The following is a 22984-nucleotide window of genomic DNA, read 5'->3' as shown; positions in this document are numbered from 1 at the left end:
TGCGCTGTCGTGGGGCCAGTCGCACTTTTGTATACCAAGACCGGGGAGCGGACAAGGTCCGTCCCGCCCCCAAGGGGGAGAATTGGGGGTTCACAAGGAGGAGGTAGCTCCTCGACTTATGCCTTGGTATACAACTCATCGCCGAAGAGCGAGCGCAGTGCCACCGCGCGGCTGTCCCGCACATGCAGGAACGTCGCGGCCGCCGCCGACTCCTCGTCGCCCGCCGCGATGTGCCGGAGCATCTCCGCGTGCTGGGCCCGCATGTGCGCGGGTTCCTCGCGCATCCCGAACAGCAGCTGGAGCTGCCAGCTCAGCTGTTCCATCGTGCGGACCAGCAGCGGGTTCCCGGCCAGCGCCACGATCTCGTCGTGGAACGCCGTGTGCGCGGCCACCTCGCGCTCGCCCTCGCCGACCGCGGCCGCACGCTCCGCGCGCTCCAGCAGCCCGCGCAGCTCCGCCACGCCCTGCGGTTCGGCCGCGCCCTGAGATTCGGCCGCGCCGTGCGGCTCCCCCGCGACGGCGGCCACCCGGCGGGCCGCCAGCCGCGACGCCTGGACCGCGAGCGGCTCCCACACCTCGTACAGGTGCCGTACGTCGTCCCGCTGCAGGCTGCGCACCCGCACGCCGCTGTGCGGCAGCAGTTCGAGGAGCCCTTCGGCGACCAGGGCACGCAGCGCCTCGCGCACGGGGACGCGGGACATCCGCAGTTCTTCGGCGACCTCGCGCTCCACCAGACGAGAACCCATCGGGTAGCGCCGGTCGACGATCCGCTGCCGCACCGCGTCACGGGCCTGCGCGCTCAGCGAGGGCCGGGGTGCGGCGGATCCGTCTGCTGCCGACCGCTCTGCCCCACCCGATTTGGCGCCTGCCACCTGGACCGTCCTCCGCTCGCCGTACTCCGGCGAGGATACGCGGGCCCCCCGGACCCTGCGGGGGTCGGTCCTTGCGGGTCGGTCCTTGCGGGTCGGTCCTTGCGGGTCGGACCTTGGGGTCAGTCCTTGGGGGTCAGTCCTTGCGGCCGGTGGCCGCCACCGTCACGCCGAGGCCGATCATCGCGAGGCCGCCCGCCCCGCCCACCATCGACAGCCGCCGCGGCGAGCTCGCGAACCAGTCGCGGGCCGTGGCCGCGACCAGGCCCCACACGCTGTCGCACACCACCGCGACCGCGTTGAAGACCAGACCGAGCAGAAGCATCTGCACCGGTACGTACCCCTGGGCGCGGTCGACGAACTGGGGCAGCACCGCGGCGAAGAACACGATGGTCTTGGGGTTGGCCACGCCCACCGCGAACCCCTCCCACAGGGTGCGCAGGCTCCCCTGCGGGGGCGCGTCACCGGTGAACGAGGCGTGCAGCGCGCCACGCCCGCGCCACGCCTTCACCCCGAGGTACACCAGGTAGGCGGCGCCGACGAGCTTCAGCGTCGTGAAGACGAGCACCGAGCGTTCCACCACGGCCCCGACGCCCAGCGCGACGGCCACGACGAGGACGTACGCCCCGAGCGTGTTGCCCGCGACGGTCGTCAGCGCCGCACGGCGGCCCTGGGCCAGGGCCCGGCCGACCACGAACAGCACGCTGGGGCCGGGGATCACGATCAGCAGGAAGGACATGGCCGCGAAGGCCAGCAACCGGTCGGTGGACACCATGCGCTCCATGGAACACACCGACCGGTCGCCTCCGCAGCCCTTTATTCCGGTTGTCCCGGCATGTGGACCGCCCCGGGCGGCACGGTCCCTGGCAACACGGCCGTCACGCCAGCGGGTTGGCCACGGTGCCGTTGGGGCGCAGTGCGTGGCGCAGGGCCCGGTCGACGTAGCGGGTGATGACGAGCCGGTCGGTGTTGAAGGGGTAGCGGGGGAACTCGTCGGCCAGCATGTCGAACTCGGCGAAGCGCTCGGCCTTCTCCGGGAAGCGCGCGTGGTACGCGAGCACCGCCTCCCGTACGAGACCCCAGAACTCCCCTTCCTTCACGCCGAGCTGATCCTCCATCAGCGGCGCCAGATAGCGGAAGTGGCCGAACAGCAGCTGGTCGATGACGTGCTGGCGGATCACCTCGGGCTTCTTGCGGGGCAGTACGTGGTCGTAGCCGTCGGGCTCGGGGCCGCGCTCGGGGACCGGGGTGTGGGTGACGGAGACGTCGTCCACGAAGTCCTTGAGGAACAGCCGGCGCGGGACGTCGTCGGCGTCGAATCCGATGAGGGTGTTCTGCCCGTGCGGGTTGAAGGTGATGCCGTACGTGTACATCACGTGGAGCACCGGATCCAGGACCGTCGCGAAGAGCCGGGACAGCCACTCCTGCGGCGAAAGGCCCGATTTCCGGGCGAGTTCGGCGGCGAAGGCGGTGCCGTTCTCGTCGACGTGCAGGAGCGAGGCGAACGTACGGACCCGCTCGCCCTCGTCCTGCCGCGAGGACACCGACTGGCGCCAGATGCAGCCGAGGGCCTCCAGGTGCTGGTACGGCATGTCGGGCACGCGGTCGAGGTAGGGGTGGCGGACGGTGACGGAGGCGATCTCGCCGAGGAAGACGGTGCGCAGCTCGTCGCGGAGCACCGGGTCCCGGTCGAGGAGCCCGGTCAGCCACTGGGTGGCGACGGGGGCGCCCTGGGTGCAGTGCGGCGGGATGCCGCGCCAGATCAGGGTGTTGACGATCTTCAGGGGGAGTTTGACGTCGTAGCGGTCGCGCCGCACCAGATTGGTCATGGTGCGTACGGACTGCTGCGGCAGATAGCCGTCGTCGGACTCGCCGAGCGGGACGATGCGGTTCTGCGCGACCTCGCCCGCGTACAGGACCTGCACGGCGTGGTCCCACTGCCAGGGGTGGACGGGCATCCAGACGTACGCGTCCGGGTCGCCGCCGACGGCTTCGACCCTGGCCCGGAACGCGGCGACGGTGTCGTCGTCCAACTCGTGGGCGATGACGCCCTGTTCACTGAGTTCGGAGGTGCCGCGGAACTCGGCGAGGCCGCGGTGCACGGCTATCCACTGGAGCGGCACGATCTGCTGGGACTCCGGGGCGTACGCGCGTACGTCGGCGGCGGAGAAGCCTATGCGGCCCTTGTTGGCGGCCAGGGTGGGGTGCCCGGTCATGTGGCACTCCAGCTCGGCGTGGCCCAGCTCGGACAGTTCGGCGGCGGTGGCACCTCCGTGCTCGATGCGGGCGGCGTCGACGGCGAGCGTGGACGACAGCTCGGTGAGGTAGAGGCCGAGGGTGGGGGCGTCGGTGCCGATGGTGTCGGCGCAGTCGACGAGGAACTGCTGGACGTCCCAGGCGGGCGTCTCTATCTCGTTGCCGAGCAGCCCCGCCGCGCCCCGGGTGACGGAGTCCTTGTCGGCGCGCCAGGAGCCGAGGGCGCCCTGGGTGGCGGCGAAGACGTAGCTGACGCCGCTGTCGAGGTCGACGCGGTAACGGTCCTCACCCAGTTCCACCGGCTTGATCAGGTCCTCGAAGGCGAACTCGGAGAGGGTTTTGGCGAGCAGCCGGCGGTTGGCCTCGCGCCAGGACTCCGGAGAGACGTCGGCGAGCGGGGGAACGGGGTGGTCGCGCCTCATGGGGGCAGGGGCCTTTCGTCGGAGGGGGCCGGAGGGGGCAGTGGGGTCGGAGGGGACAGTGGGGTCGGAGGGAGTGCGTGGCGGAACGGAGCGTGCGCGCGGGGCGGAGGGTGTGCGGGGGTTCGCGCGTGGGGCGGCGGTGGTCTGCGGGGCGGAGGGTGTGCGTGGGGCGGGAGTCGGCGTGCCGTCGCTCACGCGGTTCGCTCGCGGATCATCAGTGCGGCCCGCTTGCCCGGCAGGTCCACCTCGCGGACCTTGCGGAACCCGGCGCGCTCGAAGGCCCGTACCGACCGTTCGTTGCGTATGTCGGGCTCGGCGACCACGCGTTCCGCGTAGAGCTGGGTCTCCAGCTGCCAGTCGGTGACGGCCCGCAGCAGCCGGGCCCCGAGGCCGCGCCCGCGGAACTCGGACGGACCGAGCAGCAGGTGGACGCCCGCGTCTCGGGCCCTGGCCGTGTAGTGGGCGGCGAGCGGGTCGAGGTCGGCGCGGTACAGCTCCCAGTAGCTCATCGGCACGCCGTCCAGACAGCCCAGGTACGGGGTGGAGTGCACGCTGACGCACTGCTCGCGCAGATACGCCTCGATCTGCGGCTCGGGCCGGTCCAGCGCCCAGTAGCGGGCCACTTCGGGGTCGCACATCCAGGCGTGGATCTGTGCCACGTCGGCGGCGGGGTCGACGGCCCGGAGGGAGAAGACCCCTTCGTCGAGTGCGGCGAGCGCGGCGAGCGGCAGGTGCTCGAAGTGATGGATCGTCACTTGTGGTCTCCCTTCAGGGGGTTGATGAGGTCGATGTAGACCGACTGCGCTTCGAGGGGGCCGGACAGCTCGTCCATGCCGCGTACCCGGGTCAGCAGGTTGGCCTTGCAGCGGAGGGTGGGGGCGGTGCGGAGGGTGGTGGCCAGGCGAAGCCGGTCGCCGTGTTCGGCGGCGAGTTTGTCGAGCACCCCGGCTGCCGTGCGCAGCAGGTCGCGTTCGCCGGCGAGGCCCTCGGAGCCGAGTGCGCCGACCATGCCGAGCAGGTTGTTGACGCCGACGTAGTAGGCGAGCCGCTCGTCGACGACCTCGTCGTCGACGTACGTTCCCAGGTCACGGCCGACACCGGGCGCCCAGGTGTAGAGCGCGTCGCTGCGGGTGGGCGAGAAGTAGTAGCCCTGGTTGTCGCGGTACCGGCCGCCGACGGGCCAGCCGTCCTCGTCGAGGACGACGAGGGTGTTCTGCTGGTGCGCTTCGAGGCCGAGTCCGTACGTCGCGTACAGCCACAGCACCGGTACGACGACGGCGTCGAGGTAGCGGGCGAACCATTCCTCCGCGGTCGCGGAGACGCTCCTGCCGGTGCGTTCGGCGAGCGTACGGACCAGCACGGCGAGCTGCGATGAGCCGTCGAGGTCCGGCCGTACGGAGACAAGTCCCGCCGCGCACACGGCGGTTGGGCCGCCGGTACGGAAGGGGTTGTCGCGCAGGATGACGTCGAGTCCCGTCGGTTCGCCGTCGGGGCCTTCGACGGCGAGCCAGGCCGGGTCGCGGACGATGTCGAATCCGGGGTGCGCGGCACGCAGGGCGTCGCCGAGCCCGGCGGTGAGCAGCCGGTCGATGGCAGCGCCTCGCTCCAGCTCGATCCGCTGGTTCTCACGGCGGGAGTTGGTGATGCGCAGGCCGAGCGAGAACTTGAGCATGACGGGTGCGTCGGCCCGGTAGACGGTGCGTACGGAAGAGGTCGGCGACCAGGCGGGGCCGCCCGTTCCGGCCGGACCGCCCGGCCCCAGGTCGTGCAGGAGTCCGGCGTCGAGGAGGGCCCGTACGGCGGGGCGGGTCAGGACGTCCTTGGCCTGCCAGGGGTGGGCGGGGACGAGGACGGTGCCGGGCGGGGCCTCGATCCCCTCGGCGAGTTCCGCGACCGCTTCCTGTGCGCTGCGTCCGTCGAGCGCGGAGTCGGCGCTGAGCACGGAGGGGTCGGCGGCGAACCAGTGCAGCGCGAAGGACCCGCGCAACTCGGGTGAGTAGGCGCGCAGTTCGGCCTCGGTGAGACCCTCCCGGCTCTTGGGCGTCGGATGCAGGGGGTGTCCGCAGATCAGGGCCTGTTCGGCGGCCAGGAAGGGGGTGGTGTCCGCCGGGTCGTGCGGGGCGAGCCGGCGTTCGTGGACGAAATCGGTGACGCGCCGGACCGAGTCGCTGACCCGGCCGGTGAGGTCGGCGACCGCTGCCGGGTCGTCGGCGGCGGTCTCGACGGCGAGGAGCGCCGCGAGGGCGGGGGCGGCCATGGGCCTGCCGGCCAGGAGGGCCGGTCCGAAGCGGTGCCAGCCGACCGCCGACCAGTGGACGACGGGGGCCTCGACGGGGACACCCGCCAGCACCAACTTCAGTACGCCGTCGGCGGGTTGGACCACGCCCGTCTCCCGCACCCAGCAGCGGAGCAGGTTCTCGGTGGCTGCGGCATCGGCTACGGAGGCGGCTGCCGCACTGACGGTACTGGGCGCGGGAGCGACGGTGGAGGCCGCCGTGGAAGCAGTCGTCCGCGCACTCCTCGGGCGCCGCGCCACGGAGACCGTGCCCCCCGCACCCGTACCCGTGCCCGCACCTGCCAGACCGTCAAGTCCGAACGAGGTGAAGGCCGTACGGGCAGGCAGCGGGTAAGCACCGTTCTCGGTGAGGGAGTTGAGGATGACGGCGGAGCGCCAGGCGGCAAGACCGAGGTCCGGGGCGCCGACTCCGTGCGTGTGCCGTTCCGCGTTCTGTACGAACACCGACCCGCCGATCTCTCCTTCCCGGTCGAGCACGAGCCGCTGACTGGCGTCGACCTCGGGGCGGCCGGCCCCGTCGCGCACCAGGTGCGGAAGCAGCGGCGCGAGCAGCCCGTCGACGGCGCGTTCGGCGTATCCGGTGGCCGCGACGACGGCATCGGTGACCAGTCGCGTACCGGCTTCCTGCTGGGCGTGGGTGAGCTCCAACTCGATGCGTTCGCCGACCTGTTGGGCCGAGTGGACGGCGACGCCGGGGGTGAGCAGGACGTCGGGCCAGCCGCCGGCGAGGGTGCGCCGGTAGAGCTCGTCGTGGATCTCGCCGAGCGTCTCGGCGCTCACCCCCTTGTGCAGCTGCCACTGTTGGGGCAGCAGCCGGTCGCGGGCGGGTTCGGAGAGCCCGTGGAAGTACCGCGTGTAGTCGGGGGTGAACTGCTCCAGGCCGAGCTTGCTGTACTCCATCGGCGCGAACGCGTCCGTGCGCGCCAGCCAGGTGAGCGCCTCGCGCCCTTCGGGGCGGCGGCGCAGCAGGTCGAGGAAGACCTCCGCACCGGACTGTCCCGAGCCGACGACCGTGAGGTGTTCGGCGGCGAGCAGCTCTTCGCGGCGGTCGAGGTAGTCGGCGGAGTGCCAGACGGGCACGGTCCCGTCGGCCACGAGCGCGCGCAGCGGCTCCGGCACGGTGGGCACCGTACCGACGCCGAGGGCGAGGTGGCGTGCGTAGCAGCGGCCGCCGCCCTGCACGGCGCCCGCCGCGTCGAGCCGGGTGAACCCGACCTCGAAGGCCCGGCGCGCCGGGTCCCAGCGCACCGTGTCGACCTGGTGGCCGAACCGGCAGGACGGCAGGTTCTCGCTGACCCAGCGGCAGTACGCGTCGTACTCGGCCCGCTCGATGTGGAAGCGCTCGGCGAAGTAGAACGGGAAGAGCCGCTCTCGGGACCTGACGTAGTTGAGGAACGTCCAGGGGCTCGTCGGGTCGACGAGGCTCACCAGGTCGGCCAGGAAGGGGACTTGGAGGGTGGCGCCCTCGATGAGCAGGCCGGGGTGCCAGTGGAATCCGGCGCGCTGCTCCAGGAAGGCGGTCCGCAGTCCGGGTACGCCGTCGGCGAGTGCGGCAAGGGACAGGTTGAACGGCCCGATGCCGACGCCGAGCAGATCGAGGACCTCCTCGTCACCGGCGAGGGGATCGTGGGGGGCGAGGGGCTCATGTGTGGGGGGCACGGGGCTCACAGGGACACTCCGGTTCGGTTCTGGACGGTCCGGTCGGGGGCGGTCCGGTCGGGGACCGCATGGTCAGCCGTCGGGTCGTGGGGGGCGGTACGGTCCGGAGCAGCAGAGCCCGGTGCCGCACGGTCCGGGGCGGTACGGTCCGGGGCCGCAGAGCCCGGTGCCGCACGGTCCGGGGCGGTACGGTCCGGGGCCGCAGAGCCCGGAGCCACAAGGCCCGGGGCGGTACGGTCCGCGGTCACAGAGCCCGGAGCCACAAGGCCCGGGGCGGTACGGTCCGCGGTCACAGAGCCCGAAGCCACAAGCCCCGGAGCCGCAGAGCCCGAAGCCACAAGCCCCGGAGCGGTACGGCCCGGAGCGGTACGGTTCAGGTCCGTGCGGTCCCGGTTCAGGTGGTCGACCGCCGAGTCCACAGGCTCCGCCGGATCAGTCGGCTTCACCGTCGCGGCCGGGTCACCCGGGTCACCGGGACCACCCGGGCCACCCCGGTCCTCCGTCCCGGCCGCTTCCACCGCCGCCGCTTCGGCGACCAGTTTCAGCAGGCCTTCGAGGTCGGCGGACCGCGTCTGCGGGTGCAGCAGCGTGGCCTTGAGCCAGAGGCGTGGTTGCCCGCCGCCGGCTGCCGCGTCGCCGTTGCCCTCGTCCGTGGCCACCGCGCGGCCGAGCACCGCCCGGCCCTCCTCCAGGAGCCGTCTCCGTACCCCGGCGACCACCGCGTCCCCGGCTTCGCCGGGCAGCGCGTCGGCGGCGAGCGGGCGGAAGAGCACGGTGCTGATGCCCGGGTCACCGGCCCGCAGCCGCAGCTCCGGATGCGCCCGTACGGCGGCGGCGAAGCCCTCGGCCGTCTCGACGCAGTGTTCGACGAGCGCGCCGAGCCCTTCGCGTCCGAGCGCCCGCAGGGTGACCGCGATCTTGAGCGCGTCGGGCCGCCGCGACGTACGGATGGACCTGCCTAGGAGATCGGGCAGTCCGGCCTCGGTGTCGTCGTCCGCGTTGAGGTAGTCGGCCTGATGGGCGAGGGGGGCCAGGTCACGGGTGTCGGCGACGGCGAGCACTCCGGCCGCGACGGGCTGCCAGCCCAGTTTGTGCAGGTCGAAGGTGACGGACACCGCCTGCTCGATCCCCGCCAGCCGGGGCGCGAGCCGCTCACTGAACAGCAGTGGCCCGCCGTACGCGGCGTCGACGTGCAGTTCCGCGCCGTGCCACTGCGCCACCTCGGCGATCTCGGGCAGCGGGTCGATCAGCCCCTCGTCGGTGGTCCCCGCGGTGGCGACCACCAGCAGCGGCGTCCCCGTGTACTCGGCGAGCACCCGGTCGAGGGCGGCGGGCAGGATCCGGCCGCCCCTGCACTCCACCACCGCCGGGGCGGGCAGCCCCAGCATCCAGGCGGCCCGGCCCACGCTGTGGTGGGCGTTGGCCCCGCACACGACCTGCACGGTGTATCCGCCGGCGGCGCGGGCCCGTTCCCTGGCGAGCAGCAGTGCGACCAGGTTGGACTCGGTGCCGCCGCTGGTGATCAGGGCGTCGGGCGCGAGGAGCTCCGGGTAGACGAGGCGGGCGAGGGTGTCGGTGACCCGGTCCTCGACGACCCCGGCCACCGGGGCCTGGTCCCAGGAGTCCATGGAGGGGTTGAGGGCGGACGCCGCCAGGTCGGCGGCCGCCGCGACGGCGAGCGGCGGGCAGTGCAGATGGGCGACGCAGTGCGGGTCCGCGGGGTCGGCGGCGCCGCGCGCCACGGCCCGTACGACGGTACGGAGCGCCTCCTCCGCGCCCGTACCGCGCTCCGGCAGTACGGGCGAGCAGGCGGCCCGCGCCTCGTCCGCGACGGCGGCGGGCCCGCCGGCGGGGAGCGGACCGCCGCGCAGGACGGCGCCCTCGGCGAGTGCGTCGAGGACGACACCCGTCAACTGCCGCAGGATCACGGGCCCTTGGGTGCCTCCTGCGACGGCGGCGGCACGGGCGGCCGCGCCGTGGCGGACACCGGCGCCCGGCCGACCGCCCGGGGCCCCGTTCTCGTACCCCTTCGGCCCGGTCATGAGGCACCCCCGGCGGGACGCGCCGTCGTGGCGTGTGCGGCCCTGCCGCCCGGCACCAGGCTCAGTGCGGCCGTGCTCCGGGTCCGCGCGACCGTACGCAGCGCGTCGCCGATGCGTTCCACGACCGAGTCCGCCTCCGAGTCGGTGAGGACCAGCGGCGGCAGGAGGCGCAGCACGCTGTCCTCGCGTCCGCCGAGTTCGAGCATCAGGCCCTTCTCCAGGCACGCGGCGCGCAGGGCGCGGGCGAAGGCGGGGTGGGCGGGGAGGGAGTCGATGCGGTCGGGAGTGCCGTCGGGGTCGACGAGCTCGACGCCGTTCATCAGTCCGCGTCCGCGCACTTCGCCGAACTCGGCGTGGTCCAGGGCCAGTTCGAGCAGCCCGCGGCGGAGCCGCTCCCCCACCCGTGCGGACCGTTCCGGCAGTTCTTCCTCGGCGACGGTGCGCAGGGTGATCCGGCCCGCCGTCATGGCGAGGGTGTTGCCCCGGAACGTTCCGGTGTGGTCGCCGGGCCGCCAGGTGTCCAGTTCGGGCCGGTACGCGAGGACGGCGAGCGGCAGTCCGCCGCCGACGGCCTTGGACATCACCAGGACGTCCGGGGTGACGCCGGCCCGTTCGCAGGCCCAGAAGTGGCCCGTCCTGCCGACGCCGGTCTGCACCTCGTCGACGATCAGCACGATGTCGTGGGCCGCGGTGATCCGGCGGACCTCGCGCAGCCACTCGTCCGGGCCCTCGACGACGCCGCCCTCGCCCTGGACGACTTCGAGGATGACGGCGGCGGGCAGGCCGACCCCGCTGCTGCCGTCGGTGATCAGGTTCTCAAGGAGCCGGGCGGACAGCTCCCCCGACTGCGGCGCGCCGACGCCGAACGGGCAGCGGTACGCGTACGGGTACGGCACCCGCGTCACCGGCACCGCGTCCGCGCCCACCATGGACCGCATCCGCGCGGGCCCGGACACGGCCGACGCACCGAGCGTCATCCCGTGGTAGGCGCCGGTGAACGCGACGATTCCGCGCCGCCCGGTGGCGTGCTGCGCCAGTTTGAGCGCCGCCTCCACCGCGTCGGTGCCCGCGGGCCCGCAGAAGTGCAGCCGTGCGTCGGAACGCAGTCCGCCGGGCAGCCGGGACATCAACTCCTCGCTGAACGCGTCCTTCTGAGGGGTGATCATGTCGAGTGCGTGCAGCGGGACCCCGGACGCGAGGTCGGCCTGGAGTGCGGCGACGACCGCGGGGTGGTTGTGCCCGAGGGCGAGGGTGCCCGCGCCGGAGAGGCAGTCGAGGTAGGTGCGCCCGTCGGCGCCGGTGACGCGTGCGCCGGCGGCGTGCACGGGGGCGACGGGGAGCGTCCTGGCGTACGTACGGGCGGACGACTCGCGGCGCTCCTGACGGGAGACGAGCGCGTGGCGGAACTCGGGTGAGAGCGGGGCGGGTTCACCCACTGCGCCCCCGCTGTCGGCTCCGCTTTCGGCGGTGGTGATGTCGGTCAGATCGACGGTCGTCATACGACGGTGCCTTTCGGTGCCGCGAACTCCTGGAACGCGATGGACTTCTCGACCGGGTAGACCTCGCGCCCCAGCACCTCGGCGAGGATGTACGCGTTGCGGTAGGCGCCCATGCCCAGGTCGGGGCTGGTGAGTGAGTGGGTGTGCACACCGGCGTTCTGCAGGAAGATCCCGCGGTCGCCGGTGTCGATGCTGTAGTTGCGGGCGACGTCGAAGCGCCCGGCGCCGTCCAGGCGTATCCGGTCCCGGACGGACTTCAGGAAGCCGGGGATCCGGTAACGGTACCCGGTGGCGAGGATCAGCCCGTGGGTGCGCAGCGCGAACTCCTCGCCCTGCTCCTCCTGCCGCAGCCCGAGCGTGTACCTCTCGCTCTGCGCGTCGTAACTCGCGCTGTTGAGTGCGGTGTTGGTGAACAGCCGGGTCGGCACGGGGCCCTTGACGTTCTTCTCGTACAGCAGGTCGAAGATCGCGTCGACGAGGTCGCCGTCGATGCCCTTGAAGAGGCTCTTCTGCTGCTTTTCGAGGTGGTAGCGGGTCGGCTCCGGCAGGGCGTGGAAGTAGTCGATGTACTCCGGGGAGGTCATCTCCAGGGTGAGCTTGGTGTATTCGAGCGGGAAGAAGCGCGGCGAGCGGGTGATCCAGTTGAGCCGGTAGCCGCGGGTGTCGATCTCGCCCAGCAGGTCGTAGTAGATCTCGGCGGCGCTCTGCCCTGAGCCGACGAGGGTGATCGACTCCTTCTCCTGGAGGGCCGCCTTGTGCTCCAGGTAACGGGAGTTGTGGATGAGGTCCCCGCCGAGGCCCTCGCACGCCTCGGGCAGGTGCGGCGGGGTGCCGGTGCCGAGTACGAGGTGGCGGGCCAGGTAGCGGGTGCCGGTGGTGTCGCGGACGACGTACAGCCCGTCGCCGTGGTCGTACGTGACGTCCTCGACGGTCGTGCCGAACCGGACGCTGCTCAGCCGGGCGGCCGCCCAGCGGCAGTACTCGTTGTACTCCGTGCGCAGCGGGTAGAAGTTCTCGCGGATGTAGAACGAGTACAACCGCCCTGATTCCTTGAGGTAGTTGACGAAGGAGTAGGGCGAGGTCGGGTCGGCGAGGGTGACCAGGTCGGCCAGGAAGGGCGTCTGCAGGTGGGCCCCGTCGAGGAACATCCCGGAGTGCCAGTCGAAGTCCGGTTTGGACTCCAGGAAGAGGGTGTCGAGCTCATCGACCGGCTCGCTCAGGCAGGCGAGGCCGAGGTTGAAGGGGCCGAGCCCGATGCCGATGAGGTCGTACACCCGGCTGCGGCCCTCAAAGCTCTCAGCGGGCGCGGGCCGGTCACGAGGCGCGGACAAGGGAATCCTCCAGGTACTGCTCGGCGTGCCCGGCGATCAGGTCGAGTACGGCGGCGATGTCGTCCGGGGTGGTCTCGGGGTTCAGCAGGGTGAACTTGAGGTAGTGCCGCCCGTCGTTCTTGGTTCCGGCGACCACCGCCTCCCCCGAGGCGAACAGGGCTTTGCGGGCATGGAGGTTGGCGCCGTCGGCGAGTTCCGGGGCGACGCCGTCCGCCACGTACCGGAAGACGAGGGTGGACAGCTGGGGCCGCACCACCACCTCGAAGCGGGGGTCGCGGTCCAGGAGCCGCCAGCCTTCGGCGGCGAGCGCGCAGACGTCGTCGAAGAGCCCGCCGACCGCGTCGGCGCCCATCACCCGCAGCGTCATCCAGAGCTTGAGCGCGTCGAACCGCCGGGTCGTCTGGAGCGACTTGTCGACCTGGTTGGGGAGCTGTTCCTGCGGGGGGAGGTGGTCGGCCGCGGGGCGGCGCGGGTTGAGGTAGTCCGCGTGGTAGGTGGCGTGCCGGAGCGTCGCCCCGTCCCGTACCAGCAGCGCCGATGAACTCACCGGCTGGAAGAAGGACTTGTGGTAGTCGACGGTGACCGAGTCGGCGCGTTCGATGCCTTCGATGAGGTGTCTGCGGGTGGGTGAGGCCAGCAGCCCGCAGCCGTAGGCGGCGTCCACGTGCATCCACACCCCGTGCCGTGCGCACAGCTCGGCGATCTCGGGGAGGGGGTCGATGGAGCCGAAGTCGGTGGTGCCCGCGGTGGCGACCACCGCCATCGGGACCAGCCCTTCGGCCACGCAGCGTTCCAGCTCGCGGGCGAGCGCGACGGTTTGCAGTCTTTTGTCCCGGTCGACCGGGACGGCGATCACCGCTTCGGGGCCGAGGCCGAGCAGTCCGGCCGACTTCTGCACGCTGAAGTGACTGCAGGCGGAGGCCAGTATGCGGAGTTTCGCGGGGTCGGCCCCCTTGGTCTCCTCGCGGGCGAGCAGCAGGGCCTGCAGGTTGGACTGCGTACCCCCGCTGGTGAAGATGCCGTCGGCGGCCGGACCCAGGCCCGCCCGGCGGGCGGTCCAGTCGACGAGGCGGCGCTCGATGAGGGTGCCGCCCGCGGACTGGTCCCAGGTGTCGAGGGACGAGTTGATCGCGGAGAGGACGGCTTCGCCGAGCACGGCGGGTATGACGACGGGGCAGTTGAGGTGCCCGAGGTAGCGCGGGTGGTGGAAGTAGACGGCGTCGCGGAGGTAGACGTCCTCCAGTTCGTCGAGGGCGGCGGTGGGGTCGCCGAGCGGCAGATCGAGGTCGACGGCGTCGACGACGGGTGCGAGTTGGGCGGGGGTGATCCCGGTGTGGGGGCGGACGGTGCCTGCGAGTGTGGCGGCCACCCGCTCGACGCCTGCGGTGACGGAGCGGCGGTAGGCCTCCGCGTTCAGGTCGTTGAGCAGGTGGGACCTGGGCGCGAGGGGACTCATCAACGGTCCTCCGGAGATAGGGGACGTGGGCACGCACGTCTGCACGGTGCGCACGTGAATACGTGAGCACAGCGGGCAGGGAGCGGCACAACGAGTAACTGAGGTAAGCCTAACCTAACCATCACTCGAAAAGGCAACACGGCCCTCGTGGCTCATTCCAAGACCACCCGTGCCACTGCCGAGTTGGCGCCAGCAACCGGCCCCGCCCCCTCACGGAGACCCTCGCCCTCTCCCCCGCCGGACCGGAAACCCCCGCTCAGTGACCGGTCACGGGCCCGGGCAGTGCGTCGAGCAGCCGGTCCAGCTCCTCGTCGGTGTTGTAGTAGTGCACCGACGCCCGGACGGCGGTTTCCAGCCCGCGCGGTACGAAGTCCCAGCGCGCGTGACCGGCGACGGCGACCGAGACGTTGACCGCCCGGGACCGCAGCAGGTCGGCGACCCGGCGGGGGTCGTGGCCTTCGACGGTGAAGGTGACGATCCCGCACTGCCGCCGGCCCCGGTCGTGCACCTCGACGCCCGGCAGGTCGCGCAGCCTCCGGCGGAGGGTGCCCGCGAGCCGGGTGACGCGCTGCTCGATGGCGTCGAGACCGAGGTCGAGGGCGGCGTCCGCCGCGACGCCGAGGCCGATCTTCCCCGCGTAGTACGTCTCCCAGTTCTCGAACCGGCGGGCGTCCTCGCGCACCCGGTAGGTGTCGGGGCCCGTCCAGGTCGCGGAGTGCAGGTCCAGGAACGGCGGCTCCATGCGCTCCCGGTCCATCCGTTCCAGCATGTTCCGGGAGCAGTAGAGGAAGCCGGTGCCGCGCGGCCCGCGCAGATACTTCCGGCCGGTGGAGCTGAGCAGGTCGCAGCCGATCTCGGCCACGTCGATCGGCAGCTGGCCGACCGACTGGCAGGCGTCCAGCAGATAGGTGACGCCGAACTCCGCCGCGACCTTGCCGATCTCGGCGGCCGGGTTGACCAGGCCTCCCCCGGTCGGCACATGGGTGACCGAGATGAGCTTCACCCGCTCGTCCATCATGGCGCGCAGCGCGTCGACGTCCAGCTGGCCGCTCTCGTCGTCGGGGACCACCTCGACGCTCACGCCGTACCGGCGGGCGGTCTGCAGAAAGGCGATGGCGTTGCTGACGTACTCGGCGCGGGCGGTCAGGATGCGGTCGCCCGGCTGGAAGGACAGGGAGTAGAAGGCCATGTCCCAGGCGTGGGTGGCGTTCTCGACCACGGCGATCTCGTCGCGGCCGGCACCCACCAGGCGGGCCAGCGCGTCGTAGGTGTGCTCGATGCTTTCGGCGGCGGTCGCCGCGGCCTCGTAGCCGCCGATCATGGCTTCGAGTTCCAGGTGCGAGGTGACCGCGTGCAGGGTATGACGGGACGTCAGTGCGGCACCGGCGTTGTTGAGGTGGGCCCGGTGGGCGCACCCCGGGGTGTCGCGGCGGAGCGTCTCTATGTCCATGCCCATGTCCATGCGCGGGACTGCCCTTCTGTCGCGGTTCCGTTGTTCCCTGTGTCGTTACCTTGTTCCGTTCCTGGCACCGTTCCTGGTGCCGTTCCTTGCGCCGTTCCTTGTGCCGATTCAGGTGGCCCGGGGCCGGCGCAGGTCGAGGCGCATGAGGACCCGGGGGTGGCCGGCCAGCACCGAGGTGGTGTCGGCGGCGTGGACGAACCCGGCGCGTTCGAAGTTCTTCCGGAGCCCGGCGTAGGCCATCGTCAGGTCGACCTTCGCGTCGCCGTTGTCCAAGGGGTACGCCTCGACCACCGGCGCACCGTGGGCGCGGGCGAACTCGACGGCACCGGCGATGAGGGCGTGCGAGATGCCCTGCTTCCGGTGGCCGGGGCGCACCCGGACGCACCACAGCGACCAGACCGGCAGGTCGTCCACGTGCGGGATCTTGCGGTTGCGTGCGAAGGAGGTGTCCGCGCGCGGCGCCACGGCGGCCCAGCCGACCGGCTCGTCCCCGTCGTGGGCGAGCACGCCGGGCGGCGGCCGACTGCGGCACAGCTCGGCGACGTACTCGCCGCGGGCGGGCCCGCGCAGCTCGTTGTTGAGCCTGGACGGGATCCGGTAGCTCAGACACCAACAGACGTTGGCGGAAGGCGACTTCGGACCGAGGACGGCGCGTACGCCCTCGAAGTCCGTGGCCGGGCGAACTTCGATCGTCATGGCACCACAGTGGCACGCCGAGGCGCGGTACATGCGGTGGAACGAGGCTCACCCCCTCCCGTCTTCTGTTAGGTTTGCCTACCCTAAGTGGACCATGGAGGGTGGGGCAATGGCCAAGGACGGGAAGTACCGCAAGCCGGAGCGGCGGGAGTTCCTCGTCGCGCAGGTGCTGGCGCGCAAGCAGATCAGCCCGAACTTCGTCCGGGTCACCATCGGCGGCCCGGCCCTGAGCGGCTTCCGGCCGATGGGGTACGACCAGTGGTTCCGGCTCTTCCTGCCCACCGACAAAGGGCTGCGACTGCCGAAGCGGACCAGTGGGCTGTGGATGGCCGAGTACTTCCTGATGCCGAAGGACACCCGCCCCGTCGGCCGCAACTACACCGTGCGCCACCACCGCACGGAGGGAACGTACGGCGAAGGCCCCGAGATCGACATCGACTTCGTGCTGCACGAGGACGAGAAGGGCGAACTGGGGCTCGCGGCCAAGTGGGCGCGGGATGCCACACCGGGGGACGAACTCGGCATCTTCGACGAGGGCATCACCTTCCTGCCGCCCAAGGCCGCACAGTGGCGGCTGCTGGTCGGTGACGAGACCGCGCTGCCAGCCATCGTGGGCATCATCGGCTCGACCACCGACACCGTCAGGACCGAGGTGTACATAGAGGTCGGGGACCCGGAGGACGCGCAGACCGTCGAACCGCGCGAGGGCACCACCATCCACTGGGTGACCAGGGACGGCGGCGCCTCGCCCGGCGATTCGGTGCTCGCGGCGGTCCGCGCGGCGACGCTGCCGGACGGGCCCGGATACGCGTGGGCGGCCGGCGGCCAGCGGCTCGCCGCCGGGGTGCGGCGACACCTCGTCACGGACCGGGGGTTCGGCAAGGAGGCGGTGACCTTCACCGGTTACTGGCGCTGAACCACCGGCTCTGAACCGCCGGCTCTGAACCACCTGCACTGAACCACCAGCTCTGAATCACCGGCGCCGGGCGGGGCCGCGCCGGGTCACCCAGAAGCGGTGAGCCCGGTGAGCACCCTCCGCACCGCCCGCTCGAACATCACCTGCGGGTCCTCCGCCGGGTCCGCCGCCGGGTCCGTCCCGGAGGACCCGGCCAGTGCGGCCGCGAGATGCGGGCGGTCCCCCTGCGCCACCGCCCGGCTCAGGTAACCGGCCTGCGCGGCACGGCGGTCGACCCCGGTGTACGCGCCGCCGCCCTGAAGTTCCGTCCGGGCGAACTGCGTGACCAGGGCGCTCATGAGGGCCACGACCTCCATCTTGGCGCGGCCCGGCAGCCGGACGGGGGCCAGTGCCCGCAGCGCGTACTCCACGAAGTCCAGGCTCCTGGGGCCCAGTCGGAGCGGCTCCGGCGGGACGTCGGCCTGCCAGGGGTGCCGCAGCTGGACGGCCTTCGCCCGGGACGCGAGCGCGGTGAGGTCCTCGACGGGGTCGCCGCCGAGCGGGACGTCGAGGGCGATCTCTCCCGCCACCGCGTCCACCATCAGGTCGAGCAGGTCCTCGCGGCCGGAGACGTACCGGTAGAGGGACGCCTGGCCCGTGCCCAGCGCCTGGGCCACCGCGCGCATCGACACCGCCGGCAGGCCGCCGCGGTCGGCGAGCTCGACGGCGACGGCGGCCAGCTCCGCGCGGGTGTGGACGGCCGCGGGGCCGCGCGTACCCCGTTCCGGCCGGTCCCAGACCGTCACGGCTTTCTCGGGCTCGCGCCCCGCCTGCCCCGTCCGCCCCACTCGCTCGGCTTTTCGCTCCACTTGCCCCTCGCCCCGCTCTCCCGCTGCCGGTGGTTCATCCGCTACTCTAAAACTGCGAACACCGATCGCAGTTAATCGTAGCCGTGGGAGGTTCACATGTCCTCGTCGTCGATACACCCGTGGGGCCCGGTCCGCTGGGCCGAGAACGGCGCCGTGCGCCTGGCGTACGACCGGTTCACCGAGGGATCGGACGGTGAACCGCTGCTGCTGGCAACGGGGTTGGGCGCCAACCGGCACTGGATTCCGGACGGGCTCTGCCACCTGCTGGCCGCGCACGGCTTCGCGGTGGCCAGGTACGACCAGCGCGACGGCGGGGATTCCACGCATCTCCCGCCCACCGCCACCCGGAACCCCATCTCCGCACTGTTCGCCAAGCGCGGGGAGGCGTACACGGCCGAGGACATGGCGGACGACGCCGCAGTGGTCATGGACGCCCTGGGGTGGTCCTCGGCACACCTGCTGGGCGTCTCGCTGGGCGGCGCCGTCGCCCAGCGGGTGGCGCTGCGGCACCCGGACCGGGTCCGGACCCTCATCACCATGGCCGCCGTGCCCGGCGACGTCTCCGGGCTGCGGACCATGCGCTTCATCCGGATGGGCACCCTGGCGAAGTTCGCCCGTCTCAAGTTCCCCGACACCCCCGAGGGAGCCGTCGCGGCCGGCCTCGCCGTCTCCCGTCTGGTCGCCTCGCCGAACCACCCCTTCGACGAGGAGGCGGCCCGCGAAGCCGCCGCGCGCAACGTCGACAGCGGCATGCACGACCAGCAGGCGCAGAGCCGCCAGATCGGCGCGCAGTGGCACGGCCCGCCGATCAGTGCCGTCACCCGGCCCACGCTGGTCCTGCACGGTGCGGACGACCCGCTCATCAAACCTGCGGCGAGCCGGGCGATCGCCTCCCGGATCCCCGGGGCACGCCTGATGCTGCTGCCCCGGGTCGGCCACGAGTTCCCCGAACGCTCCTGGGAGAGCGTCGCCGCCGCGATCCGCAGCCTGGCCGACGCCACGTCAGGGGCACACCGGTAGAGCGCTCAAGTACCGCCGTACGACGGTCAGTTGCGGTAGGCGTCGACCGCGGTCCGGACGAACGAGCGGATCAGCGGGTTCGTGTCGCCCGCGTTCCACGCCGCCACCACACGGCTCGGCCGCATGTCGCCCAGGGGCACCACGGTGAGCCCCTGGGCCGGTGGGTGGGCCAGGAGCGTCATGCCGACGGTGCCGTTCCAGAGCACGGCCTGCCGGCATTCCTGAACGCCGCGCACCACCGGGCCCTCGCGGGGCTCTCCGCCGTTCCAGTACGACTGCCAGGCGGGGTCGGTCCCCTCAGGGAACACGAACCAGCGGCGGTCCGCCAGGTCGGCGAGGGTCACGCGGTCGCGGCCGGCCAGCGGGTCGTCGGCGCGCAGCAGTGCCCCCACCGGGTCGGCGCGCAGCTCGTGCACCGACAGGCCCGTCTCGTCGAACGGCCTGCGGGTCAGAGCGATGTCGACGAGTCCGGCGTGCAGCCCGCAGGTGGGATCGGTCAGGTCGGTCTCCCGGACGCGGACCTCGACGCGCGGATGCCGCCGCCGGAAGGCTCCGGCCAGCCGGGTGGCGCCCGGATCGGTGCTGTCGCCCAGGACGCCGACGGTGAGGGTCGCTGCTCCGGCCGCCGCGGCCACCCGTACCCGCACCCGGTCGGCCCTTTCGAGCAGGGCGCGCGCCTCGTCGAGCAGTACCGCCCCCACCGGAGTCAGCGCGACACCGGCGGACGACCGGTCGAGCAGCGTGGCACCGACCTCGGCCTCCAGCTGTCTGATCGCCCGGCTCAGGGGCGGCTGGCTCATGTGCAGCCGAGTGGCGGCCCGGCCGAAGTGGAGTTCCTCGGCGACGGCCACGAAGTAGCGCAGCGTACGTAGCTCCATGCTGCGACGATACCCGTACGGTATCGACGCTCCGCAAAGGGTCTTGGACAGCCGCGAAGCCCGGCAGTGGAATCGAAGCATGACCGACGAACCGAAGAACCACGAACCGAAGAAGCACGAACCGAAGAAGCACGAACTGCAGCAGACCGGCCCGCCGACCGGGACGGCCCATGGGCCCAGGACCGCCGACCCCGCCGTGTCGGTGGTCGGCCCTGAGGACGGCGAGACGATCGTTCTCGGCACCACCCGGCTGCGCGTCCTCGAAGACGGCAGCAACACCGGGCACCGCCTCGGCATCGCCGAGTCCGTCCTCGCGCCGCACACGCCGGGACCGCCGCAGCACCGGCACGCCCAGCACGACGAGGGTTTCTACGTCATCTCCGGCGCGGTGCGGTTCACGATCGGCACGGAGGACTACGACGTGACGGCGGGAACGCTCGTGATGGTCCCGACCGGAGCCCCGCACACCTTCGCCAATGTCACCGGTCAACCGGCCGTCATGCTCAGCACGTTCACCCCCGACCTGTACGTGCAGTACTTCCGGGACCTGCAGGACATGATCGCCGGCGGTCGGCCCATGACCCCGGAGGTGACCCTCCGGACGATGAGCCGCTACGCCACCGAGCCCGCGACCGAATTCGCCGAGCGGCCAAAAGCACCGCCCGGCCGCCACTGACCACGCAGCATCCACCGACCGTGCCCCCGACCGCGCCGTGCCGGAATCGGCCAATTCCCAGATCCGCTCAACCGTCCGGTGACCATGTGCGGTCATGTGGTGAAAGCGGCCACTGATTCCGCAGGAACCGCACAAGTGCCACTCAGTGCCGGAGACCGCAATCGGCACGGAAACGGTGAGGAGCACGGCATGACGTTACGAAGGACCGCACGAATCGGCGCGGTGGGTCTCGCGGGGGCCGCGATGGCGGCAACCGCCTTCACTGCCCCCGCCCAGGCATCGCCCGAGGCCTCCCCCGCGAAGGCGCGGCACGAGGCGACCCAGCGCGTGATGGACGCGGAGGTGAAGGCCGGCATACCCGGCATCACGACCGAGGCACGCGACGCCCAAGGCGTCTGGAAGTCGACATCGGGCGTCGGTAATCTGAGGACCGGCACACCGCGCCACGCGAACGACCGGTTCCGGATCGGCAGCATCACCAAGTCGTTCGTGGCGACCGTCCTGCTCCAGATGGAGGCGGAGCGGAAACTCGATCTCGACGACACCGTGGAGGATCACCTCCCCGGCCTCGTACGGGGCAACGGCAACGACGGCAGCAAGATCACCGTCCGTCAACTCCTCAGCCACACAAGCGGCTTGTTCGACTACCTGGCCGACGAGGAGTACCTCGACACCTACATGAGGGGCGAGGGCTACCTCAAGCACCGCTACGACACCCTGCCGCCCGAGAAGCACGTGAAGGTGGCCCTCTCCCACCCGCCGCTGTTCCAGCCGGGCGACCGGTTCTCCTACTCCAACACCAACTACATCCTGGCCGGGCTGCTCATCGAGAAGATCGGTGGGCGGACGTACGAGGCCGAGGTCCGCAGCCGCATCATCAAACCGCTGGGTCTGAAGGAGACCTCCAACCCGGGCAACAGCATCCACATCCCCCGGCCCAGCAGCCGCAGTTACTCCAAACTGTTCGAGTCGGCCCCCGACCGCATCGACGACGTCACCGAGATGAACGGGTCGCAGGGCTGGGGCGACGGCGACATCATCTCCACCACCGGCGATCTGAACCGCTTCTACCACGCCCTGCTGCGCGGCAGGCTGCTCCCGCCGAAGCAGCTCAAGGCCATGAAGACCACCGTGTCGAGCCCCGACCTCCCCGGCATGGGTTACGGGTTGGGCATCACGAAGTTCCGGACGAGCTGCGGCACCACGCTCTGGGGCCACGGCGGCGGCATGGTCGGGTCGGTCTCCCTGGCCGTGAGCACCGAGGACGGCCGCCACCAGCTGGCATCCAACCGCAACGGGGACTGGAGCGTCGGAGCCCCGACCGACATCCTGGACGCCGAGTACTGCCCCAGTCCGCCTTCCACGGGCTGAGGCAGTCGGCGGGATCTCCTAGGACCTGACCGGTGACACGTGGTCAGGCCCCGGGCGGTCCCGCCGTGCCCGGCCCGTGAGCATCAGGAGTACGAGCGGGATCACGGCCGCCGCCGTCAACGCGGCCAGCAGCGGCGCGCGTTCGCCGGGCGTGAGGTGGTGCAGCAGCCGGATGTGGATCACCAGGTGCGGCAGGGCGAAGACCAGGTACACCGCGAGGCCCGTGCGGATCAGGGCCTGCCGCATGGTGACCGCGCCGACGCCGAGGGCCACGGAGGTGGCCAGGCTCATCGCGCCGTAGTCCATCATCAGATGGGCGTTGTACGGCATCCGCATGCCCACCCAGGGGATGTCGAAGAACGTCCGCGGGGACAGCAGCGCCCAGCAGCCGACGGCGAACTGCGCCGCCCCCAGGAAGGCCAGGCCCGCACGGAGCCAACCGCGCACGCTCATCCGCGCCGCCCCGGGGCCTGGCGGGTGGCCGCCAGGTACTGCGCGAAGGTGGTCCTGCCGACAGCGTGCCCGGGAGTGAGGTGGTCCCCCCGCCGGTAGGCGCGGAGGACGGCGCCCGGCACCGGCACCGCCAGCACCGGACGGCGGCGGCCGTACGCCTTCGCCCAGGCCCGCGCCAGATCGGTGGCGGTGCGCACCTCGGGCCCGCCCATGTCGTCCGCCCGGCCCTGCGGCTCCGTACCGGCGAGGGAGACGAGGCGGTCGGCCACGTCGTCGGTGCCGATGGGCTGGAAGCTGACTCCGGCGGGCATCAGGACCGCGGGCAGCAGCCGCTGGGCGGAGCACATCCAGACGATCAGCTCGTGGAACTGGGTGGCGCGCAGGACCGTCCAGGGCAGCCCCGAATCCGCCAGGAGCCGTTCGCACGCCAGCTTCGCGCCGTAGTAGGGCAGGGGCACCCGGTCGACGCCGACGATGGACGGGTAGATCAGGTGGGGCCGGCCGGCCCGCGACGCCGCCGCCACGAGGTGGCGGGTGGCGTCCACGTCCGTGCGGTTGTTGCCGGTGGCGCAGTGGACGACGGTGCTGATTCCGTCGAGGGCCCGGTCCAGGCCCTGCGCGGTCAGCAGATCGCCGACCGTGTGCTCGGGCGGCTGTGCGGGCCCTGCGGGCCGTGGACCGCGGCTCAGTACGCGGACGGTGTGTCCGGCGGCCAGGAGCCGGTCCACCAGCACGCTGCCGAGTCTGCCGGTACCGCCCGTCACCAGGATCGGGTTCGTCACGTGGGGCAACCTCCGTGGGAATGCGGTCCCGGCGACGACCGGGCCCGCGCAG

Annotated in this window: 18 protein-coding genes and 2 pseudogenes; 4 read left to right on the top strand and 16 right to left on the bottom strand. The window is 72.0% G+C overall.

Features of this window, described 5'->3' with window-relative positions:
- Nucleotides 1–116: 116 nt before the first annotated feature.
- The 12 genes and pseudogenes from ACH4SP_RS09250 to ACH4SP_RS09195 form a co-directional block, all read right to left on the bottom strand.
- Nucleotides 117–872 (bottom strand): GntR family transcriptional regulator, encoded by a 756-nt coding sequence (locus ACH4SP_RS09250; protein WP_398412161.1) that lies wholly within the window; start codon nucleotides 870–872, stop codon nucleotides 117–119.
- A 133-nt stretch (nucleotides 873–1005) separates the two neighbouring features.
- On the bottom strand, nucleotides 1006–1644 hold the full coding sequence (locus ACH4SP_RS09245; protein ID WP_398412159.1) for a LysE family translocator: 639 nt from the start codon (nucleotides 1642–1644) through the stop codon (nucleotides 1006–1008).
- A gap of 103 nt (nucleotides 1645–1747) precedes the next feature.
- Nucleotides 1748–3547 (bottom strand): IucA/IucC family protein, encoded by a 1800-nt coding sequence (locus ACH4SP_RS09240; RefSeq protein WP_398412157.1) that lies wholly within the window; start codon nucleotides 3545–3547, stop codon nucleotides 1748–1750.
- A 191-nt stretch (nucleotides 3548–3738) separates the two neighbouring features.
- The gene (locus ACH4SP_RS09235) at nucleotides 3739–4302 is read right to left on the bottom strand and encodes a GNAT family N-acetyltransferase (protein WP_398412155.1); all 564 of its coding nucleotides are present in this window, start codon (nucleotides 4300–4302) and stop codon (nucleotides 3739–3741) included.
- Nucleotides 4299–5804, bottom strand: a complete 1506-nt coding sequence (locus ACH4SP_RS09230; RefSeq protein ID WP_398413496.1) for an IucA/IucC family protein — start codon at nucleotides 5802–5804, stop codon at nucleotides 4299–4301. The genes ACH4SP_RS09235 and ACH4SP_RS09230 overlap by 4 nt, the downstream gene beginning before the upstream one ends.
- Nucleotides 5805–6134: 330 nt before the next feature.
- A pseudogene (locus ACH4SP_RS09225) lies at nucleotides 6135–7502 on the bottom strand (lysine N(6)-hydroxylase/L-ornithine N(5)-oxygenase family protein); the annotation flags it as partial.
- 452 nt (nucleotides 7503–7954) lie between these two features.
- A pseudogene (locus ACH4SP_RS09220) lies at nucleotides 7955–9544 on the bottom strand (pyridoxal phosphate-dependent decarboxylase family protein); the annotation flags it as partial.
- Complete coding sequence (locus ACH4SP_RS09215; RefSeq protein WP_398412153.1) at nucleotides 9541–11043, bottom strand: diaminobutyrate--2-oxoglutarate transaminase family protein; 1503 nt, start codon at nucleotides 11041–11043, stop codon at nucleotides 9541–9543. The pseudogene ACH4SP_RS09220 and the gene ACH4SP_RS09215, both read right to left, overlap by 4 nt.
- The gene (locus ACH4SP_RS09210; protein ID WP_398413495.1) at nucleotides 11040–12317 is read right to left on the bottom strand and encodes a lysine N(6)-hydroxylase/L-ornithine N(5)-oxygenase family protein; all 1278 of its coding nucleotides are present in this window, start codon (nucleotides 12315–12317) and stop codon (nucleotides 11040–11042) included. The genes ACH4SP_RS09215 and ACH4SP_RS09210 overlap by 4 nt, the downstream gene beginning before the upstream one ends.
- A 40-nt stretch (nucleotides 12318–12357) precedes the next feature.
- Nucleotides 12358–13830: a pyridoxal phosphate-dependent decarboxylase family protein gene (locus ACH4SP_RS09205; protein WP_398412150.1), complete on the bottom strand. Its 1473-nt coding sequence runs from the start codon at nucleotides 13828–13830 to the stop codon at nucleotides 12358–12360.
- Nucleotides 13831–14086: 256 nt separating this feature from the next.
- The gene (locus ACH4SP_RS09200; RefSeq protein ID WP_398412148.1) at nucleotides 14087–15280 is read right to left on the bottom strand and encodes an aminotransferase class V-fold PLP-dependent enzyme; all 1194 of its coding nucleotides are present in this window, start codon (nucleotides 15278–15280) and stop codon (nucleotides 14087–14089) included.
- Between the two features lie 120 nt (nucleotides 15281–15400).
- Nucleotides 15401–15988: a GNAT family N-acetyltransferase gene (locus ACH4SP_RS09195; RefSeq protein WP_398412146.1), complete on the bottom strand. Its 588-nt coding sequence runs from the start codon at nucleotides 15986–15988 to the stop codon at nucleotides 15401–15403.
- A 109-nt stretch (nucleotides 15989–16097) separates the two neighbouring features.
- On the opposite strand from ACH4SP_RS09195, the gene ACH4SP_RS09190 reads away from it, so the two are divergent.
- Entirely contained in the window at nucleotides 16098–16904 is an 807-nt protein-coding gene (locus ACH4SP_RS09190) for a siderophore-interacting protein (RefSeq protein WP_398412143.1), read from the top strand.
- An 86-nt stretch (nucleotides 16905–16990) separates the two neighbouring features.
- Here the strand turns inward: ACH4SP_RS09190 and ACH4SP_RS09185 are convergent, their stop codons facing one another.
- Nucleotides 16991–17689 (bottom strand): TetR/AcrR family transcriptional regulator, encoded by a 699-nt coding sequence (locus tag ACH4SP_RS09185; RefSeq protein WP_398413493.1) that lies wholly within the window; start codon nucleotides 17687–17689, stop codon nucleotides 16991–16993.
- A gap of 159 nt (nucleotides 17690–17848) precedes the next feature.
- Here ACH4SP_RS09185 and ACH4SP_RS09180 point away from each other — a divergent pair, with 159 nt between their 5' ends.
- Nucleotides 17849–18772, top strand: coding sequence for an alpha/beta fold hydrolase (locus tag ACH4SP_RS09180; protein WP_398412141.1), 924 nt, complete (start codon nucleotides 17849–17851; stop codon nucleotides 18770–18772).
- A 26-nt stretch (nucleotides 18773–18798) separates the two neighbouring features.
- On the opposite strand, the gene ACH4SP_RS09175 is transcribed toward ACH4SP_RS09180, so the two are convergent.
- A complete protein-coding gene (locus tag ACH4SP_RS09175; protein ID WP_398412138.1) occupies nucleotides 18799–19650 on the bottom strand; it encodes a LysR substrate-binding domain-containing protein in 852 nt (283 codons plus the stop codon).
- A gap of 79 nt (nucleotides 19651–19729) precedes the next feature.
- Between ACH4SP_RS09175 and ACH4SP_RS09170 the strand changes: the two genes are divergently transcribed.
- On the top strand, nucleotides 19730–20326 hold the full coding sequence (locus ACH4SP_RS09170) for a cupin domain-containing protein (protein ID WP_398412135.1): 597 nt from the start codon (nucleotides 19730–19732) through the stop codon (nucleotides 20324–20326).
- 189 nt (nucleotides 20327–20515) lie between these two features.
- Nucleotides 20516–21697 (top strand): serine hydrolase domain-containing protein, encoded by a 1182-nt coding sequence (locus tag ACH4SP_RS09165; RefSeq protein WP_398412133.1) that lies wholly within the window; start codon nucleotides 20516–20518, stop codon nucleotides 21695–21697.
- 18 nt (nucleotides 21698–21715) lie between these two features.
- Here the strand turns inward: ACH4SP_RS09165 and ACH4SP_RS09160 are convergent, their stop codons facing one another.
- Together ACH4SP_RS09160 and ACH4SP_RS09155 are read right to left on the bottom strand one after the other, a co-directional pair.
- Nucleotides 21716–22150, bottom strand: coding sequence for a hypothetical protein (locus ACH4SP_RS09160; RefSeq protein WP_398412131.1), 435 nt, complete (start codon nucleotides 22148–22150; stop codon nucleotides 21716–21718).
- Complete coding sequence (locus ACH4SP_RS09155) at nucleotides 22147–22932, bottom strand: SDR family oxidoreductase (protein ID WP_398412129.1); 786 nt, start codon at nucleotides 22930–22932, stop codon at nucleotides 22147–22149. The genes ACH4SP_RS09160 and ACH4SP_RS09155 overlap by 4 nt, the downstream gene beginning before the upstream one ends.
- Nucleotides 22933–22984 lie beyond the last annotated feature (52 nt).

It is taken from the genome of Streptomyces sp. NPDC021093, assembly GCF_044333135.1.
Classification (GTDB): domain Bacteria; phylum Actinomycetota; class Actinomycetes; order Streptomycetales; family Streptomycetaceae; genus Streptomyces.
This window is presented reverse-complemented; position numbering and strand designations above follow the sequence as displayed.